Origin of the sequence: Erythrobacter sanguineus (genome assembly GCF_900143235.1) — a bacterium.
In the GTDB taxonomy this organism is placed as follows: Bacteria; Pseudomonadota; Alphaproteobacteria; order Sphingomonadales; family Sphingomonadaceae; genus Erythrobacter; species Erythrobacter sanguineus.
Genome location: NZ_FRDF01000001.1, coordinates 206,323 through 222,628 on the forward strand (window position 1 = coordinate 206,323; position 16,306 = coordinate 222,628).

Below are 16,306 nucleotides of genomic sequence, written 5' to 3' on the forward strand. Positions count from 1 at the left end.
GTTTGGGAGTCTCTCTCCCCCGGGCTGCCCTTTCCGGTTTGTGCCCCCGCTGCGGGGCGAAAACGCTGTTCGCCGCGCCTGCCGCACTGGCGCATGAATGTGCCGCCTGCGGGCTTGATGTCCTGAGCCTTGAACGCGGTGGGCGGTTCGTGGGTGTTATCACGATGCTGCTGGCACTGGTGCTGATCCTCGCCGCGCTGGGCGTGGATGAATGGCTGCGCCCGCCGATCTGGGCCTCGTTGCTGTTCTGGGGGCCGGTGACGGTGGGCGCGGTGATCTTCGCCCTCAGGTTCTACAAGACCATGTGGGTCTATCACCAATATGAGGAATGCCAGAAATGACCGCCCGTGTGCCGATTATCCCGACGATCATCGTGCTGGCGGCGGTGGCGACGATGATCGCGCTGGGCGTGTGGCAATTGGGGCGCAAGGCCGAGAAAGAGGCGCTGATTGCGCGCTATCAGGCGGCTTTGCAGGAAACCGCCGAGGTTCCATGGCCTATGCCTGCCGATCATGATCGCGCCCTGTTTCGCCGCACGAGCGTCGATTGCGAGCAGGTGCGCGGCATTGACCCGATTTCAGGCAAATCTGCCAACGGGCGTTCGGGATGGGTGCATATTGCAAGATGCAGCCATGCTGGCGGCGGCGTGGCGGACGTGACGATTGGTTGGTCGCGCTCGCCCGAATCCCCACAATGGGCAGGAGGGCCGGTGACAGGTCGCATCGCGACCTATGGCGATGCCGTCCGCCTTATCGCTGAAACACCGCAAGCGGGCCTTGCGCCGCTCGCGCCGCCCGATCCCGGCGACCTGCCCAACAATCACCTCGCCTATGCCGGGCAGTGGTTCTTCTTCGCGCTGACCGCGCTGGTCATCTACGTGCTGGCAATCCGCAGGCGTCAACGCTAGGCCGCTTCGCATATGCAATATGTCTCAACACGCGGCAGCGCACCGGCGCTCGATTTCGAAGGGGTGACGCTGGCAGGCCTCGCCAGCGACGGCGGCCTCTACCTGCCGTCCGAATGGCCGCGCTTCAGCGAGGCCGAGATCCGGGCGATGCGCGGTCTGCCCTATTGGCAGGTTGCGGTCACCGTGATGCGGCCCTTCATTGGCGATAGCCTGACGGAGGCGGAGCTGACGGTGATCTGCCAGGATGTCTATGCCGGGCAGTTTCATCATGCGGCGGTCGCGCCCTTGGTGCAGCTCGATCAGCAGCACTGGCTGCTGGAACTGTTCCACGGCCCCACGCTGGCGTTCAAGGATGTGGCGCTCCAGCTGCTTGGCCGCCTGTTCGAAACCTTCCTCGAACGCCGCGATCAGCGCCTGACAATCGTCGGCGCGACCAGCGGTGATACAGGCTCTGCCGCGATCCATGCGGTGGCGGGGCGCAAGCGCTCCGAAATTTTCATGCTCCACCCCAAAGGCCGGGTGAGCGATGTGCAGCGCCGCCAGATGACGACGGTGCGCGCGCCCAATGTCCACAACCTTGCGATCGATGGCAGCTTTGATGACGCGCAGGCGCATGTGAAGCGGATGTTCAATGATGGCGATGTTACCACCACGCTGAACCTTGGCGCGGTCAATTCGATCAACTGGGCGCGGCTGATGGCGCAGGTGGTCTATTACTTCACCAGCGCGCTGCAACTGGGCGCGCCGGATCGCGCAGTCGCCTATTCGGTGCCGACCGGCAATTTCGGCGATGTCTTCGCAGGCTACGTCGCTGCCCGCATGGGCCTGCCGATCGAACGCCTGATCGTGGCCACCAATGTCAACGATATCCTCCACCGTGCGCTGTCGAGCGGCGATTATTCGGCAGCCGGGGTGACGCCCACGATCACGCCGTCGATGGACATTCAGGTCTCCTCCAATTTCGAACGCCTGCTGTTCGATCTGGGCGGGCGCGACGGGGCGGCGATGGCGGCGCAGATGCGCGGGTTTGAAGCGAGCAAGGCGATGCAGCTCACCAACGCGCAGGCGCAAGGGGCAGCGGCGCTGTTTTCAAGCTGTCCGGTCGATCAGATCGAAACCGCCCGCGCAGTGCAGCAGGCCTATCAGGGCGCCCAGCAGATCATCGATCCGCACACCGCGGTCGGGCTGGGCGCGGCCCATGCGCTGGCAGCGGCGGGCGCGATTGATCCGGCCGTGCCCATCGTTACCCTCGCCACCGCGCACCCGGCCAAGTTCCCCGATGCGGTTGAACGCGCCATCGGCGTGCGGCCTTCCCTGCCATCACGGGTCGGCGACCTGTTCGGGCGCGAGGAAAGCTATGTCGAGCTGGCTGGCGATTACGCCACCGCCCGCGATTATGTGCTGGAGTACGCAGCAGGCTCGAAAGCGTAATGGCGAGCCTTATCCAGCAGCCGCTGGTGATGGAATGCACCGGGTGGGACAGCTACCGCCTGCTCGACAGCGGGGCGGGGCGCAAATGGGAGGCGTTTGGCCCCCACGCCTTCATCCGCCCCGAACCGCAGGCGATGTGGCAACCCCGGCACGCAGATTGGCCCGCGGCGGGTGAATTCATTCCCGGATCGGACGAAGATGGCGGCGGGCGTTGGCAGTTTTCGGGGCATTTCATCGAAAACCTGCCCGGAGAGGGTTGGGAACTGGCGTGGGACGATGTGCGCTTCACCGCCCGCCCCACACCCTTCCGCCACCTGCAATTCTTCCCCGACATGGCCCCGGTGTGGGACTGGATGCGAGGGCAGCTTGGCGACATGACCGAGGCTGAGACGCTCAACCTGTTCGGTTATACCGGCCTCGGCAGCCTCGCGCTGTCGCGCCATGGCAAGGTCGCCCATGTCGATGCGTCAAAGAAATCCGTTGCGCAGGCGCGCGAGAATGCGGCTCTCTCCGGCATGACCGACCGCCCGATCCGCTGGCTGGTGGATGACGCAGGCAAATTCACCGCGCGCGAAGTGCGGCGCGGGCGGCGCTATGACGGGATCATCCTTGATCCGCCCAAGTTCGGGCGCGGGCCGGATGGCGAGGTGTGGCGGCTGGAAGAACATCTGCCCGGCCTTGTCGCGGATTGCGCCAGACTGCTCGATAGCGACAGCCGGTTCCTGTTCCTCACCGTCTATGCCGTGCGGATGAGCAGCCTTGCGATTGCCGGGCTGCTGCAAGAGGCGCTGGCGCACCTGCCCGGCGAGATCGAGCATGGCGACCTTGCCGTGCGCGAGGAGGGCGAGGGTGGACGCCTGCTGCCCACCGCGATTTTCGCGCGCTGGTCGAATCCGCGCTAAGGGCCGCCGGCATGACCTCCCGCACCGATTCGCTCACCCTCGAAGTCAATGATCTCGTCGTCGATGTCCTCACTGGCATCTATTCCGAGGAGACGGGCAAGCCGCAGCCGCTGCGCATCTCGATCGCTGCGCGTTACGAAGTCGCGGATCGCTATGATCCCGACACGCCGCTAGATGCGTCCAAGAACTACATGGACCTCAAATTCGCTGCCAGCGGGGGGCTGCCCGCGGGCGTGCATTTCAAGCTGATCGAGGCGGTGGCCGATCACATCTGCGAAACCCTGTTCGTGCAGGATGCCAGGGTTCAGGCGGTGACGGTCAAGATAGTCAAGCTCGCGATTGCCGAGGCGGATGAGCAGATCGGCATTACTCTCCACCGCGAACGTCCGGCCAATCACGGGGCGGACTGATGCAGCGGCGGCTTGAAGCGGCGCATCTGCCCGACAGCCCGCTCGACGCGGCCACCGCCTTCATGGCCTTCCATCTCGAAGCCGCCCGCGCCCTGCTTGACCAGTCCGAGGTGAGCGCGCTGGCGATCATCCTGCCATCCGCCGCGCATGATCACGATGACTGGCGCCGCACGCTGGCCCGCGACCTTGCGCGCGAGGCAGCGCCCAAGCGGGTCAATATCGTCGCTGGCCCGCCCGGGGCCGCGCGCGATGAAACTTTACGCTTTTTGTCAGATGCGCCGGGGGTGACAGGGCAGTATTGCCCGTGCCATGACTGACAACGTGCCGACCATCGCTCCCCGACAGCCCGACCTGATCCTGCTGCGCGGGCCGGACGAGGCCCTTCCGCCGCTGGTGGACGCGTTCCAGCGCAGGATCACCTATCTGCGCCTGTCGGTGACCGACCGCTGTGACCTGCGCTGCTCCTATTGCATGCCCGAGCGCATGACCTTCCTGCCCAAGAAGGAAGTCCTGACGCTGGAGGAATTATACGAACTCGCGACCGGCTTCATCGCGCGCGGGGTGACCAAGATCCGCATCACCGGGGGCGAGCCGCTGGTGCGGCGCGACATTATCGACCTGTTCACCGCGCTGGGCCGCCGCATTGGCCACGATCTTGATGAACTGACGCTCACGACCAACGGCACACAACTGGCGACCCATGCCGAGGCGCTGGCGAAAGCAGGCGTGAAGCGGGTCAATGTCTCGCTCGACACGCTCGACGCTGCGAAATTTGCCGAACTGACCCGGCGCGATGCGCTGCCGCAGGTACTTGAAGGGATCGCCGCGGCCAAGGCGGCGGGATTGAAGGTGAAACTGAACGCGGTTGCGCTGAAGGGCGTCAACGAAGGCGAACTGCCCGATCTGATCGGCTGGGCGCATGGGCAAGGCCACGATGTCACCCTGATCGAGGTCATGCCGCTGGGCGATGTCGAGGAGGAACGGCTCGACCAGTATCTCCCGCTCAATGATGTCAGGCAATCTCTGGAAAGCCGCTGGACGCTCAAGGACATTGCCTTTTCGACCGGCGGCCCGGCGCGCTATGTCGAGGTGGTGGAGACCGGCGGCAGGCTGGGTCTGATCACCCCGCACACCAATAATTTCTGCGCCGGCTGCAACCGTTTGCGGGTGACCGCGACTGGCCAGCTCTACCCCTGCCTTGGCGGGGGAGAGCGGGTCGATCTGCGCGCAGCGCTGCGTTCCGACAATCCCGAGGCAAACCTCGAAACTGCGCTGAACGAGGCGCTGCGGATCAAGCCTGAAAAGCACCATTTCCGCATGGATGCGCGCGGCGCCGATCCGGCGGTCACGCGGCATATGTCGATGACGGGGGGATAAGGTGATCACCGTCGTCCTGCTCGGCAAGCTGGCCGATCTCGGCGGTGCGCCGACGCTTTGGGTCGAATTGACCGGCTCCGGCCCGCTCGACTGGGCGGGGCTGAAGGCTGCGCTGCCTGAAGCCCTTGCCGCCGAGGCCGAAGACCCGCGCATCCGGGTGGCGGTCAACGGCGCGCTGGTTGCCGACAAGATCGCATTGCAGGCAGGCGACGGCGATGAAATCGCGCTGCTGCCGCCCGTTTCAGGTGGCTGATGCGCGATATCCGCCTGCTTGACGCGATGTTCACCCCCAGCGCGCTGATCGACCCGTTCACGCAGGCCAATCCGGGGCTGGGGGGCGTGTGCACTTTCGTGGGCGAGGTGCGGTCGGATAGTGGCGTCGAAGCGCTTGAACTGACCCATTACGAACCCCTGACCTTGCCGGGCATGCATGATCTGGCCGACCGCGTGTTTGGCCGTTTCGATCTGATGGGCTTGCTGATGGTGCACCGTGTCGGCCTGATGGTGCCGGGCGAACCGATCGTCTGCGTCTCGGCCGCCGCACGCCACCGCCGCGACGCGATCGATGCGGTCGATTTCTGCATGGATCACCTGAAAAGCGCCGCGTGGTTCTGGAAGCGCGAAAAGCGCGCCGGCCCCGAGGGGAGCGCGTGGCACTGGATCGAGCCACGCGGGCAGGATCACCACGATCTTGCGCGTTGGGAGGCGATGTGATCGGCATCAAGGCACAGGCACGCTGCCAGAGATAATCCCCGATCCGGCACAAGATCGAGCAGGCGGGGATTTTCGATATGAGGTATCCTGCACGACCTGATTGCCAGCGGTGACGCGCGGATTGTCGATAAGCCTGCTGCTGCGCTGCTATCGCCTGACACCGCAGCGCGCCTTCACGCTCCCCTTGGGACGGAGGCACCCTCTCCTGCGGGGCGCCGCCGCGAGGCTCTACCGCCCCGAAATGTCCTGCAGCAATTCGGCATTGCGGATGATGATCCCGCGCTTGCCTTCGCGCTGGATCGCGCCGGTGTCTTCCAATTCGCCCAGCTTGCGGCTGACGGTCTCGATCGTGAGGCCGAGCATGTTGGCAATCTCGCCGCGGGTCAGCGGCAGATCGAACCGCTGGGCGAGGTGGCACGAACTGTCACTGGCGGCGGCGGCGAAATCGTGCAGCAGCGCTGCCAGCCGCGCCTCGGCGCTGGCATGGCCGGTGAGTTCGAGCAGCGTGCGCGTTGCCAGCAGATCGGCCTGGCTGCGGCGCAGCAAAGCGCGGGCGAGCGCGGGATAATCCTCGATCGCGCGTTCGATATCACGCCTGGCGAAGGTGCAAAGCCGGCTTTCGGTCAGCGCCACGACATCGTGATGCGCGAAAGGCGCGAACAATTCACCGATGAAGCCCGCGGGGTGGACCAGCGCGAGGATCTGTTCGTTGCCGTCGGCATCGACTGCCGAAACCTTGAGCGCACCGGTCAGCAGCGTCGCGCAGGCGGCGTCTTCATCTCCGGCCGCGAACAGCATCTCGCCGCGCTTGAGCACCCGCGTGCGCCCGGCGGCGGCCATGGCGTCGCGTTCATCGGTTGTGAGCACGGCGCAGGCCGCGGTTTCGTTCACTGGGCAGGTGCTGCAGGCCAGATTCATTGTCCCATCGTCTCCCACAAACGCGCGATAGTCGCATCCTGCCGGGCGATCAGCGCCAGCACCTCGGCGCGCGCAGCGTCGATTCCCTCGCCCGGAGCGAAGCTGATTGATGCCTCGACCGCGAGCTGGTCGAGATCGGCCAGAACCGCCGAGGTTGCACCGCGCTGGGCGGCAAGATCGGCCATCGCCACCAGCGCCGCGGCACGGGGTTCGCTTTCGATCGGCTGGCCGGCAGCAGCGCGCGCAAGCCGTCCGGCGGCAGGTTCCTGACCGGTGAAGCTTGTATTGGCGGTGGCCGCACGCGCCACCAGCGCAGATAGCATCGCGGCATCGGCAAGGGGCTGTGTCGGCTCCTCGCCCGGGATATCAGGCGCAGGCGCAGGAGGGGGCGCGGGCCGAGGGGTTTCCGTCTCGAATGATCGCATCGCCAGCGACGGATAGCGGCCATCATCGCCAGCACAGGCGCACAAAGCCGCCGTCAGCGGAAAAAGGACATGGATTTGCCGTCGCACACGCATAAAGACCCCAAGACCCGTTACCATGTCCCCTCCGGTTGGCAAAGCCATCCGTCACATGGACCCGTGGTCTTTTTTGCCGCGCGGAACCGTTGACTTGACCGCGCCTTTCCCCTAACGGCACGCATCTTTCCGGGGCAGCATTGTCGCTCGCCTCGCACTGCCGTTCGGTAGGCTTGGCATGCCACGCCCATCCGGACACTGCACAAGATTGAGAGTATAAAGCCATGTTCGCTGTAGTGCGCACGGGCGGCAAGCAATATCGGGTTGCCGCCGGAGACAAGATTGCCGTTGAAAAGCTCGCAGGCGAAGCCGGCGACACGATTACGCTGGGCGATGTCCTGCTGGCCGGTGAAGGTGAAAGCCTTGCCGATGCCGGAAAGGTGACCGTCTCGGCGGAAATCATCGCCCAGGCCAAGAGCGAGAAGGTGATCGTCTTCAAGAAGCGTCGCCGTCACAATTATCGCCGCAAGAACGGCCACCGCCAGCAGATGACCTTGCTGCGGATCACCGCCGTGGGCGAAGCCAAGCCGGCTGCCAAGAAGGCCGCCGCCAAGAAGACCAAGAGCGAAGCCCCGGCCGAAGCCGCGGCATCGGCCGAATAAGGAGCTAGCGAACCATGGCACATAAAAAAGCAGGCGGTTCGTCGCGTAACGGTCGTGATTCGGCCGGTCGTCGCCTTGGCGTGAAGAAGTTCGGCGGTCAGGAAGTGATCGGCGGCAACATTATCATCCGTCAGCGCGGCACCCGCGTCTATCCGGGCGTGAATGTCGGCATCGGCAAGGATCACACCCTGTATGCGCTCGATGCGGGCGTGGTGCGATTCCACGGTGGGAAGCAGGGCCGCAAATACGTGTCGGTAGACGCGATGGCCGAAGCCGCCGAATAAGCGGACGATTCTATAAAGGGATCGTCCGCAAGGATGGTCCCGGTCGGTGAAAGACCGATCACGCAGAGGGAGATGGGACCATCCTCGAACCGAGGGGTCCGTCTCCCTTCTTGCGTTCTCCCTCATCAGATCTGCGGAATCACAAAGTTTCGCGGCCTTAAAATTGTCATGCGTCTGCCATAGGAGCGGCGTGGGGCGAGGAAGGGAGAACTCGTGTTCCATCGCAGTGAAAGACTGTTCCTGAGGCCCGCTTTTCCGGAAGACTGGGAAGCGGTGCTGGCCTGCATCGGCAGCGACCTGGGCGTGGTGCGCAATCTGGCGCGTGCGCCCTGGCCTTATGGCGAGCGAGAGGCACGCGAATTTGCCGCGCTGCCGCAGGATATGGGCCTGCCGCATTTCCTTGTCACGCTGCCCGGCACCGGCGTGATCGGCAGCGCCGGACTTGGCGAGAATGATGGGCAGCCCGAACTTGGCTACTGGATTGCGCGCAGGTTCTGGGGGCACGGCTATGCGACCGAGGCGGCCGGTGCGGTGCTGCGGATCGCGCGCACGCTTGGCCACCAGCGGCTTATGGCGGGGCATTTCATCGACAATCCCGCCTCGGGCAAGGTTCTGAGAAAGTTAGGGTTTGAGCCGACGGGGCGAATCGTGAAGCGTCATAGCTGCGCGCGTGGCGGGGTGGTCGATTCGGTCGAATATGTGCTGGATTGCGATGCCAACGCCGGTCCGCGACCGATGGAGCGTGCCGCCTGATCCGTCCGGCCGCGCGGCTTGTCGATCGGGGCAAAAGCCTCTAGTCGCATGGGTCATGGCCAGTCGTAAAAGGTTAACGCCCGAAGAATCCCGCAGCAGCGCGCTCGCCGCGGCGCGCGGGCTGCTGATCGAGACGGGGCCGCAATCGGTGACACTGAAGGCGGTGGCGACCCGCATCGGGCGCACCCATGCCAACCTGCTGCACCATTTCGGTTCGGCGTCAGGATTGCAGAAAGCACTTGCCGAACATCTTGCGCGCTCGGTGTGCGAGACGATCATCGATGCCGTGCGCGCCAGCCGTGCCGGTCTTGGCGCCCCGCGCGAGGTGGTGGATCTCGCTTTCGATGCTTTTGACCGTGAAGGCGCGGGCGCGCTCACCAGCTGGATGCTGCTGACCGGCAATGAGGACGCGCTCGATCCGATCATCTCGACGATTCACGATCTGGTCGATGAAATCGCGCCTGAGGAAGCCTCGCACGATCCGGGCGAACGTCGGATCCATCGCGAAACCCTGAGCCTCGTGCTGATGGCGCTGGGCGATGCGCTGATCGGCGGGGCGCTGGCCAAATCGCTCGGCCTGCCGCGTGATGCCGCGCGCGAACGGGCAGCCGCGATGCTCGAAGCCAGCCTCGCCGATTATCAGACCGGCTAGGCTTCGGTGGCGGTAACCCCGGCGCGCTGCCAATCGGGCAGGCGTTCAGGATCGAGTTTGTCCACCCGCAGGTGATCGACTGCCACGCCGAGGTCGGGATAGGCGATCACGCGCCGCGCCTCGTCCGATTCGGCCAGCGGCACCACCACCAGCCGGCGGTTGACCTTCTGCCGCCAGTTCATCCGCGCGGTGTTTTCCTGCCCGACATAGCAACCCTTGGTGAAGCTGACGCCATTCAGTTCGACCGCGTTGGTTTCCAGCCACAGGATATCGCCGAGTTCCGCGCGCCCTTCGGGCACGCCCAGCGACAGGCGGTGTGCGCGCCATGCCTCATCTGCGCTTTCGCCGCTGCCTGATGGCGCCAGCCAGCGCCAGCCCAGGTCAGGCAGGCGGGGATCAGGGACGGCGCCCTCCTGCGCTTCCGGCCTCCAGTGAACGCTGAGCGATTCGTCGCACACGATGTCGATCTTGCGCCGCAGCCGGTAAAGCGTGAGCCGCCTGACCAGATCATCTGCCAGCGCCGCCTCGCAATCGATGAGGGTATCCGCGCCGCCACCCCACACCAGAAAATCGAACAGATGCTTGCCTTGCGCGCTCAGCAGCGCGGCATAGCAGGGCAGCGGCCCCTTCACGTCATTGGTGACAAGGCCTTGCAGGAAGGCGGCGATATCCTCGTTCTCGTCCAGTGCGGACAAGCGAATGATGGCTCGGGTCGTCAGCTTGGTTGCAGTCATGCGTGACAGATAGGATGGCATATCGCTAAGGGGAAGCCATGACTGACAGCCTCACGATCCGCCGCCCCGATGACTGGCACCTGCATTTCCGCGATGACGCGATCATGCGCGAAGTGGTGCCCTACACTGCGCGCCAGTTTGCCCGCGCGATCGTGATGCCCAATCTTACCCCGCCGGTGACGACCACGGCGCTCGGCGCGGCCTATCGGGAACGCATCATGGCCGCGGTGCCGCAAGGCGTCAGCTTCACCCCGCTGATGACCTGCTACCTTACCGACAACACCGATGCCGACGATCTGGCGCGCGGGGCAGCGCAAGGCGTGTTCACCGCAGCCAAAATGTACCCGGCCAACGCCACCACCAATTCGGCCGCTGGCGTGACCAATGTCGAGAAACTCTATCCGGTGCTCGCGCGGATGGAGGCCGAGGATATCGTGCTGTGCATCCACGGCGAAGTGACCGATCATCATGTCGACGTGTTCGACCGCGAAAAGGAATTCATCGACAGGCACTTGCGCGGCATTGTTGCGGCTTTCCCCGGGCTGCGCGTGGTGTTTGAACATATCACCACCTCCGACGCGGTCGACTTCGTGCTGGAATCCGGCCCGCAGGTCGCCGCCACGATCACGCCGCAACATCTCCACATCAACCGCAATGCGATGCTGGTGGGCGGAATTCAGCCGCACAATTACTGCCTGCCCGTCGCCAAGCGCGAAACCCACCGGCTGGCCTTGAGGAAGGCGGCAACGTCAGGCAGCCCCAAGTTCTTCCTTGGCACCGACAGCGCCCCGCACTTGCGCCGCGACAAGGAAAGCGCCTGTGGCTGCGCCGGCATCTTCGGCGCGCCCTATGCGCTGGAAAGCTATATCACTGTGTTCGACGAAGAAGCCGCGCTTGCGCAGTTCGAAGGCTTTGCCTCGCTCCACGGTCCGGCCTTCTACAAGCTGCCGGTCAATCAGGAGAGCGTGACGCTGGAACGCGCCGCGCTGGCCGTGCCGCCGATGCTGCAAGTGACAGGCGAGGAGATCGTGCCCTTCCACGCAGGCACCACACTCGGCTGGCGCTTCGTCGGCTAGCTGGCGCGCTGTGCGCTGCGCCGCTTTGCCAGCAGGTCATAGACGAAGATGGCGACCGCGATCCATATCAGCACAAAGCTCATAAGTTTCGCTGGTTCAAGCGGTTGGCGAAAGACTGTGAGGCCGAGTATGAAGACAATCGTCGGTGCAAGATACTGGATGAAGCCCAGCGCCGAATAATCCATCCGCCGTGCGGCGAGCGCGAACAGCAGCAGCGGCACGGCAGTCACCACGCCTGAAAAGACAATCGCGAGGCTGAGGAACCAGTCCTGCCCAAAGGACGAACCCCCGGGCCCACCCGCGTACCATGCCGCAATCGCACTGGCGGGAAGCAGAAGAATCGCGCTCTCGATCGTCAGGCCGGGTAATGATCCAACCGAAACCTGTTTGCGCACAAGGCCATAGAAAGCAAAGCTGAAAGCAAGACTGAGGCTGATCCACAGGCTTGTGATCGCCCCTGCCGCTAGCAGCGCCACGGCGAGACCAGCCACGCCGACCGCCAGCCATTGCCGCCGCGACAATTTCTCACCCAGAAACAGTGTGCCCAGCAGTACGTTGATCAGCGGGTTGAGATAGTAACCGATGCTGGCGGCATAGACCTGTCCTTCCATGATCGCCCAGACATAGATGAACCAGTTGATCGCGATCAGCGCCGCGCTCGCCACCAGCGCCAGCAGCGCGCGCGGGCTCTTGAGTGCGACTAGAAGTTCGGGAAACTGGCGGCGGAACGCCACGATCAACAGGCACAGCGGCAGGGTCCAGATGATCCGCCAGCCGACGAATTCGAACGGCGGGACCGATGTGACCAGCAGCAGGTAGAGCGGCAGGAAACCCCAGATCAGATAGGCGCCGATCGCTGGGGCAAGGCCCGACGGGGCGTGCTGGCCGACTTCGGCAGGAGGAGCGGAGGCGGACATGGTGGGGTGCCGGTAGGCTCCGCCGCTCCGGCGCGCAAGCAGGCAAACCGCTGCGCTTGATGAACGCCAGCTTTCATCCGGAACGCCAATTCGTTCAGTTTGGGGTGGCTATACATGAACAAAGATCAACGGAGCCAAGCGCCCCCCAGCCTGAGGCGCGCGGCTCGACAGCTTGCGGCCGTTCCCACCAGGCGGTCGCCGGCGCGGGCCATCCGGTTCGCGGGAAGCGCCTTCGGAGCCATTCCGGCCCGGAGGCGCTTTTGATATGTGGTCGGCATAATGTGGCCGATATTAAGTGGCCGGGACAGCCAATCTTAACCATCGTGTGGCATGGGTTTGCCCATGCGCAATGTCTGCTTCCTTGCCCTTTTCGTCTTGCTGGCATCCTGCTCGGGCACGCCCGACGGCGGGGGCGACGGCGGGGGCGACGGCGGGGGCGACGGCAGGGGAGAGGCTGATCCGCTGGCGAGCGATCCGGTGGTGGCCCGCGCGCTCCACGATCCTTTGATGAGCGATCCCGATCTATCCGCCCGCAACGCGGCCAATGCGCTGCTAGGCTTTGCTGACGAGACTGCCTTGCCGCTGTTCCCCGCCACGGCCGAGGCGGCGAGGGGGGCACGTGAGGCGGGGCGGCTTGAACTGCTTGCGGACGGAGACATTCTGCCATTGCCTGCGCCTGTCGCCAGCACAGGGCCGATCCCGAACGCCGCAGCGACAGCGGGCGATCTGCTCGGCGCGCTCGAAGCGCCCGAATCCTGCGCCGCTGCGCTTGAACAAGGCTTTGTCTGGGCGGCCGACCTGCCGCAGGTCGCCGCGATCATGCCGCGCGGCATGGTGGTGCAGGCGGGCGGAGCGGATACCGCGCCGTGCAAGCTGCGGATCATCCGCTACCATACCCCCGCAGCGCCCGAGGATGTGCTGGAATATCACTTTACCCGTGCAGCCCGGGCCGGGCTTCAGCCGACGCACCACGCCGGGCCGGGCAGCGGCATTGCGGCACGCGGCAAGGATGGTGCAGCGCTGGTGGTTGCCGTGCGCCGGGCTGCTACGGGCCACACCGCTGTTGATCTGCTCTATCGCGCGCGCTGAGCTGATATTTCAGGGTTTGAGACCCACGCCGATGGTGGCGCGCGGCTGATCCATTTCAGTGCTGGCGACCGGATAGGCGCAGTAATCTGCGGCATAATAGGCCGCCGGGCGGTGATTGCCCGACAGCCCGATCCCGCCGAACGGCGCCTTGGACGAAGCGCCATTGGTGGGGCCGTTCCAGTTGATAATCCCGGCGCGGATATTGGCCCAGAACCGCCCGTAATCATCGGGCGTGCCGCCGATCAATGATGCTGACAGGCCGAAGCGGGTGTTGTTCGCCTCGGTGATGCCGGCATCAAGATCGGGCACCCGGATGACTTGCAGCACGGGTCCGAACAGTTCGATATCGGGCCGGTCGGGAATGTCGGTCACGTCGATGATGCCGGGGGTGAGGAATGGCAGGTCGGGTACGGTGCGACGCATGTGCAGCAGTGCGCGGCCTCCGCCCGTCATCAGCGCAAGGAAGCTTTCCGACAAGCGGTCGGCGGTGTCATTATCGATCACCGGGCCCATGAAGGGTTGTGGTTCACCCAGCGGATCGCCGACCATCAGTTTGCGGGTGAGCGGCAGCAGCTCGGCCATCAGATCATCGAAAACGCTGTCCTTCACGATCAGCCGCCGGGCGGCGGTGCAGCGCTGGCCGGCAGTGGTAAAGGCGCTCTGCACGATCAGCGTTGCGGCATCGGCCAGCTTCGGGGTGTCGATCACCACGATGGGATTGTTGCCGCCCATCTCCAGCGCCACGATCTTGCCGGGATTGGCGGCGAGCTTGCGGTTGATCGCGATCCCCGCATTGGCCGATCCGGTGAACAGCACGCCGTCAACGCCGGGGTGCGCGACCAGCGCCTTGCCTTCATCCGGCCCGCCGATCACCAGTTGCACGACATCCTCCGGCACCCCGGCGCGGTGGAAGCAGGCGACCAGCGCCTCGCCCACCGCCGGGGTCTTTTCCGATGGTTTGAACAGCACCGCATTGCCCGCAATCAGCGCCGGGATGATGTGGCCGCCCGGCAGATGCGCGGGGAAGTTATAGGGGCCCAGCACCACCATCACCCCGTGCGGCTTGTGCCGCACTGCGGCGCTGCCGTTGATCCCGGAATCGAATTTCTTCTTGCCGGTGCGCTCGGCATAGGCCTGCACCGATATATCGACCTTGTTCACCACCGCATCAACTTCGCTGCGAGCTTCCCACAGGGGCTTTCCCGCCTCGCGCGCGATCAGTTCGGCCAGCGGCTCGCTTTCGCGGCGGACTTCGTTGGAAAAGGCGCGCAGAACCGCGATCCGGTCCCCGATCGAGCGCGCTGCCCAGGCCGGCCAACCACGCCGGGCGACGCTGACCGCGGCATCCACATCGCCATGCAGACCGCGCCACAGCTCCTCGCCGCTTGCCGGTTCGTAGGAAACGAGGGTCTTGTCCGTCACCGCGCCTGTATTCCCCTGTCAGTGCCACCCGGAACAATGGCCAAGACGTAATGCGCCTCAAGCAGAAAAGATAGGATGAAGACCGGCTTGGGGACAAGCCACGGGCAGGCCGCTAAGCGGGTGTAGCATGGCCGGCGGGGACGGGCGCTGATCCGTGCGCCTCGCCCATGCGGCGCAGGGCGGCGACCTTGGCGTGGAGCGGTGCCCAGTCATCGCGTTCGTCGATTGCTGCCCAGATCGCTTCGACCTCGTTTGTCAGCATCGATTGGGGCGCGGCGTCCGACCAGTATTCATGGGTGGAGGGCAGGGGCGGGTAATCCGCCAGCGCCTCGCCCAGTGCGCCCTCCGCCGCGCCGCGACCGCCGCGGTGGCGGAAGAAGAAGGCATCGGGCTGCATGCTGCCTTCGCGCATCAATGCTTCGCACAGGCTGACAAGGCGGGTGTCTTCTTCATCCCCCCGTGGTTCCACACCCAGCCGCCAGCACCATCGCCGCGCGACCGCCTGCATGTAGAGCGGCCCGAAGCGTTCCAGCGCGGCGATCAGCGGGGCGCTGTCGGCCAGCAGCCGCAGCGCGACCGCAAACTGCCCGCAATTCCAGTGCAGCGCCTCGGGCTGGCGGCCAAAGGCATAAAGCCCGGCATGGTCGAAATAGGCTGCGGTAAAGCCGGGGTCCCATTCCGGTAGCCAGCGCCACGGGCCGTAATCGAAACTTTCGCCCGTCACGTTCATGTTATCGGTGTTGAGCACCCCGTGGACGAAGCCTGCGACCATGTAGCTGGCGGCAAGATCGGCCATGCGCTCGACCACCTGATGCATCAGGCGGACAGCGGGTTCATCGCGCGCGGGCGCATCGGCAGGCGGGGGCAGGCCGGGGAAGCGGGCAAGGCAATAATCGACCAGCTGCGCCATCTCGTCGGCATCTTCCAGCGCCAGCAGCCGCTGGAAGGTGCCGATGCGGATGTGCGAATGCGACAGGCGCACCAGCACGGCAGAGCGCGTTGGCGAAGGCTCGTCATTGCGCCACAGCTTCTCGCCGGTTTCAATCACGCTGAAGGTTTTCGAGGTGTTGACCCCCAGCGCCTCCAGCATTTCGGTGGCGAGGATTTCGCGCACCGCGCCCTTCAGCGTCAATCGCCCGTCACCGGCCCGGCTATAGGGGGTCTCGCCCGAACCTTTGGTGCCGAGATCGAGCAAACGCCCCCGCGCATCGCGCAGCTGCGCAAACAGGAACCCGCGCCCGTCACCGATCTCGGGATTATAGACCCGGAACTGGTGGCCGTGATATTTCAGCGCAAGCGGCTGCGGCAGGTTGCCGGGCAGGGGCGCGAACCGTCCGAAATGTGCCGCCCATGCCTCATCGCCCAGCCCGTCCAGCCCCACGCTGGCCGCCGCGCGATCATTGCGGAAGCGAATCCGGGTTTGGGGAAAGGCGGCTGGCTCGACCGCGCTGCCGAGCCAGTCGGCAAGATCAAGGATCGCGGGATCGCCGCGATAGGTGCCGGATAAATCCGGGTGTTGCACAGCATCGCTCATCCCGCGATAGTGGGGACAAGCGCGCCGCTACGCAAGCCGCCTTCGCCGGAGCTTGCTGGGCGCCAC

At 65.1% G+C, this 16,306-nt stretch carries 21 protein-coding genes; 15 read left to right on the forward strand and 6 right to left on the reverse strand.

Annotated features, from left to right (window positions below; all coding sequences use genetic code 11):
- Positions 1–38: 38 nt before the first annotated feature.
- Genes BUA05_RS00965 through BUA05_RS01005 form a run of 9 tightly spaced genes read left to right on the forward strand, consistent with a single transcriptional unit; the run spans position 39 to position 5,741 of the window.
- Positions 39–341, forward strand: a complete 303-nt coding sequence (locus tag BUA05_RS00965; protein ID WP_072672788.1) for a DUF983 domain-containing protein — start codon at positions 39–41, stop codon at positions 339–341.
- The gene (locus BUA05_RS00970; RefSeq protein WP_072672789.1) at positions 338–907 is read left to right on the forward strand and encodes an SURF1 family protein; all 570 of its coding nucleotides are present in this window, start codon (positions 338–340) and stop codon (positions 905–907) included. Before BUA05_RS00965 ends, BUA05_RS00970 begins: the two co-directional genes overlap by 4 nt.
- 12 nt (positions 908–919) lie before the next feature.
- Positions 920–2,338: a threonine synthase gene (gene thrC / locus BUA05_RS00975; protein ID WP_072672790.1), complete on the forward strand. Its 1,419-nt coding sequence runs from the start codon at positions 920–922 to the stop codon at positions 2,336–2,338.
- On the forward strand, positions 2,338–3,240 hold the full coding sequence (locus tag BUA05_RS00980) for an RsmD family RNA methyltransferase (protein WP_072672791.1): 903 nt from the start codon (positions 2,338–2,340) through the stop codon (positions 3,238–3,240). Before thrC ends, BUA05_RS00980 begins: the two co-directional genes overlap by 1 nt.
- 11 nt (positions 3,241–3,251) lie before the next feature.
- Entirely contained in the window at positions 3,252–3,650 is a 399-nt protein-coding gene (locus BUA05_RS00985) for a dihydroneopterin aldolase (RefSeq protein WP_072672792.1), read from the forward strand.
- The gene (locus tag BUA05_RS00990) at positions 3,650–3,967 is read left to right on the forward strand and encodes a Rossmann fold domain-containing protein (RefSeq protein WP_072672793.1); all 318 of its coding nucleotides are present in this window, start codon (positions 3,650–3,652) and stop codon (positions 3,965–3,967) included. Before BUA05_RS00985 ends, BUA05_RS00990 begins: the two co-directional genes overlap by 1 nt.
- Positions 3,960–5,027, forward strand: coding sequence for a GTP 3',8-cyclase MoaA (moaA, locus tag BUA05_RS00995; RefSeq protein WP_084662392.1), 1,068 nt, complete (start codon positions 3,960–3,962; stop codon positions 5,025–5,027). Before BUA05_RS00990 ends, moaA begins: the two co-directional genes overlap by 8 nt.
- A gap of 1 nt (position 5,028) precedes the next feature.
- Positions 5,029–5,280 (forward strand): MoaD/ThiS family protein, encoded by a 252-nt coding sequence (locus tag BUA05_RS01000; protein WP_072672794.1) that lies wholly within the window; start codon positions 5,029–5,031, stop codon positions 5,278–5,280.
- Positions 5,280–5,741, forward strand: a complete 462-nt coding sequence (locus tag BUA05_RS01005) for a molybdenum cofactor biosynthesis protein MoaE (protein ID WP_072672795.1) — start codon at positions 5,280–5,282, stop codon at positions 5,739–5,741. Before BUA05_RS01000 ends, BUA05_RS01005 begins: the two co-directional genes overlap by 1 nt.
- 228 nt (positions 5,742–5,969) lie before the next feature.
- Here BUA05_RS01005 and BUA05_RS01010 read toward each other — a convergent pair whose 3' ends face one another.
- Together BUA05_RS01010 and BUA05_RS01015 are read right to left on the reverse strand one after the other, a co-directional pair.
- Positions 5,970–6,632 (reverse strand): Crp/Fnr family transcriptional regulator, encoded by a 663-nt coding sequence (locus BUA05_RS01010; protein WP_245790032.1) that lies wholly within the window; start codon positions 6,630–6,632, stop codon positions 5,970–5,972.
- 23 nt (positions 6,633–6,655) lie between these two features.
- Positions 6,656–7,129, reverse strand: a complete 474-nt coding sequence (locus BUA05_RS01015; protein WP_084662393.1) for a hypothetical protein — start codon at positions 7,127–7,129, stop codon at positions 6,656–6,658.
- 272 nt (positions 7,130–7,401) lie between these two features.
- On the opposite strand from BUA05_RS01015, the gene rplU reads away from it, so the two are divergent.
- The 4 genes from rplU to BUA05_RS01035 all read left to right on the forward strand — a co-directional run bounded on the left by rplU (position 7,402) and on the right by BUA05_RS01035 (position 9,468).
- Complete coding sequence (gene rplU / locus BUA05_RS01020) at positions 7,402–7,779, forward strand: 50S ribosomal protein L21 (protein ID WP_072672798.1); 378 nt, start codon at positions 7,402–7,404, stop codon at positions 7,777–7,779.
- Positions 7,780–7,793: 14 nt separating this feature from the next.
- Positions 7,794–8,063: a 50S ribosomal protein L27 gene (rpmA, locus tag BUA05_RS01025; protein ID WP_072672799.1), complete on the forward strand. Its 270-nt coding sequence runs from the start codon at positions 7,794–7,796 to the stop codon at positions 8,061–8,063.
- Positions 8,064–8,276: 213 nt separating this feature from the next.
- A complete protein-coding gene (locus BUA05_RS01030; protein ID WP_072672800.1) occupies positions 8,277–8,816 on the forward strand; it encodes a GNAT family N-acetyltransferase in 540 nt (179 codons plus the stop codon).
- 55 nt (positions 8,817–8,871) lie between these two features.
- Entirely contained in the window at positions 8,872–9,468 is a 597-nt protein-coding gene (locus tag BUA05_RS01035) for a TetR/AcrR family transcriptional regulator (RefSeq protein ID WP_072672801.1), read from the forward strand.
- Here the strand turns inward: BUA05_RS01035 and ygfZ are convergent.
- Positions 9,465–10,202 carry a CAF17-like 4Fe-4S cluster assembly/insertion protein YgfZ gene (ygfZ, locus tag BUA05_RS01040; RefSeq protein ID WP_072672802.1) on the reverse strand — a complete coding sequence of 246 codons (738 nt, stop codon included), beginning with the start codon at positions 10,200–10,202 and terminating at the stop codon, positions 9,465–9,467. The two genes, BUA05_RS01035 and ygfZ, sit on opposite strands and share 4 nt — an antisense overlap.
- Positions 10,203–10,240: 38 nt before the next feature.
- Between ygfZ and pyrC the strand changes: the two genes are divergently transcribed.
- The gene (pyrC, locus tag BUA05_RS01045) at positions 10,241–11,278 is read left to right on the forward strand and encodes a dihydroorotase (protein WP_072672803.1); all 1,038 of its coding nucleotides are present in this window, start codon (positions 10,241–10,243) and stop codon (positions 11,276–11,278) included.
- On the opposite strand, the gene rarD is transcribed toward pyrC, so the two are convergent.
- A complete protein-coding gene (gene rarD / locus BUA05_RS01050; RefSeq protein ID WP_072672804.1) occupies positions 11,275–12,195 on the reverse strand; it encodes an EamA family transporter RarD in 921 nt (306 codons plus the stop codon). The genes pyrC and rarD overlap by 4 nt on opposite strands.
- A 330-nt stretch (positions 12,196–12,525) precedes the next feature.
- Here rarD and BUA05_RS01055 point away from each other — a divergent pair, with 330 nt between their 5' ends.
- Positions 12,526–13,284, forward strand: a complete 759-nt coding sequence (locus tag BUA05_RS01055) for a hypothetical protein (protein ID WP_072672805.1) — start codon at positions 12,526–12,528, stop codon at positions 13,282–13,284.
- A 9-nt stretch (positions 13,285–13,293) separates the two neighbouring features.
- Here the strand turns inward: BUA05_RS01055 and astD are convergent, their stop codons facing one another.
- Together astD and BUA05_RS01065 are read right to left on the reverse strand one after the other, a co-directional pair.
- Entirely contained in the window at positions 13,294–14,706 is a 1,413-nt protein-coding gene (gene astD / locus BUA05_RS01060; RefSeq protein ID WP_072672806.1) for a succinylglutamate-semialdehyde dehydrogenase, read from the reverse strand.
- 112 nt (positions 14,707–14,818) lie between these two features.
- Positions 14,819–16,240: a protein adenylyltransferase SelO gene (locus BUA05_RS01065; RefSeq protein WP_072672807.1), complete on the reverse strand. Its 1,422-nt coding sequence runs from the start codon at positions 16,238–16,240 to the stop codon at positions 14,819–14,821.
- Positions 16,241–16,306 lie beyond the last annotated feature (66 nt).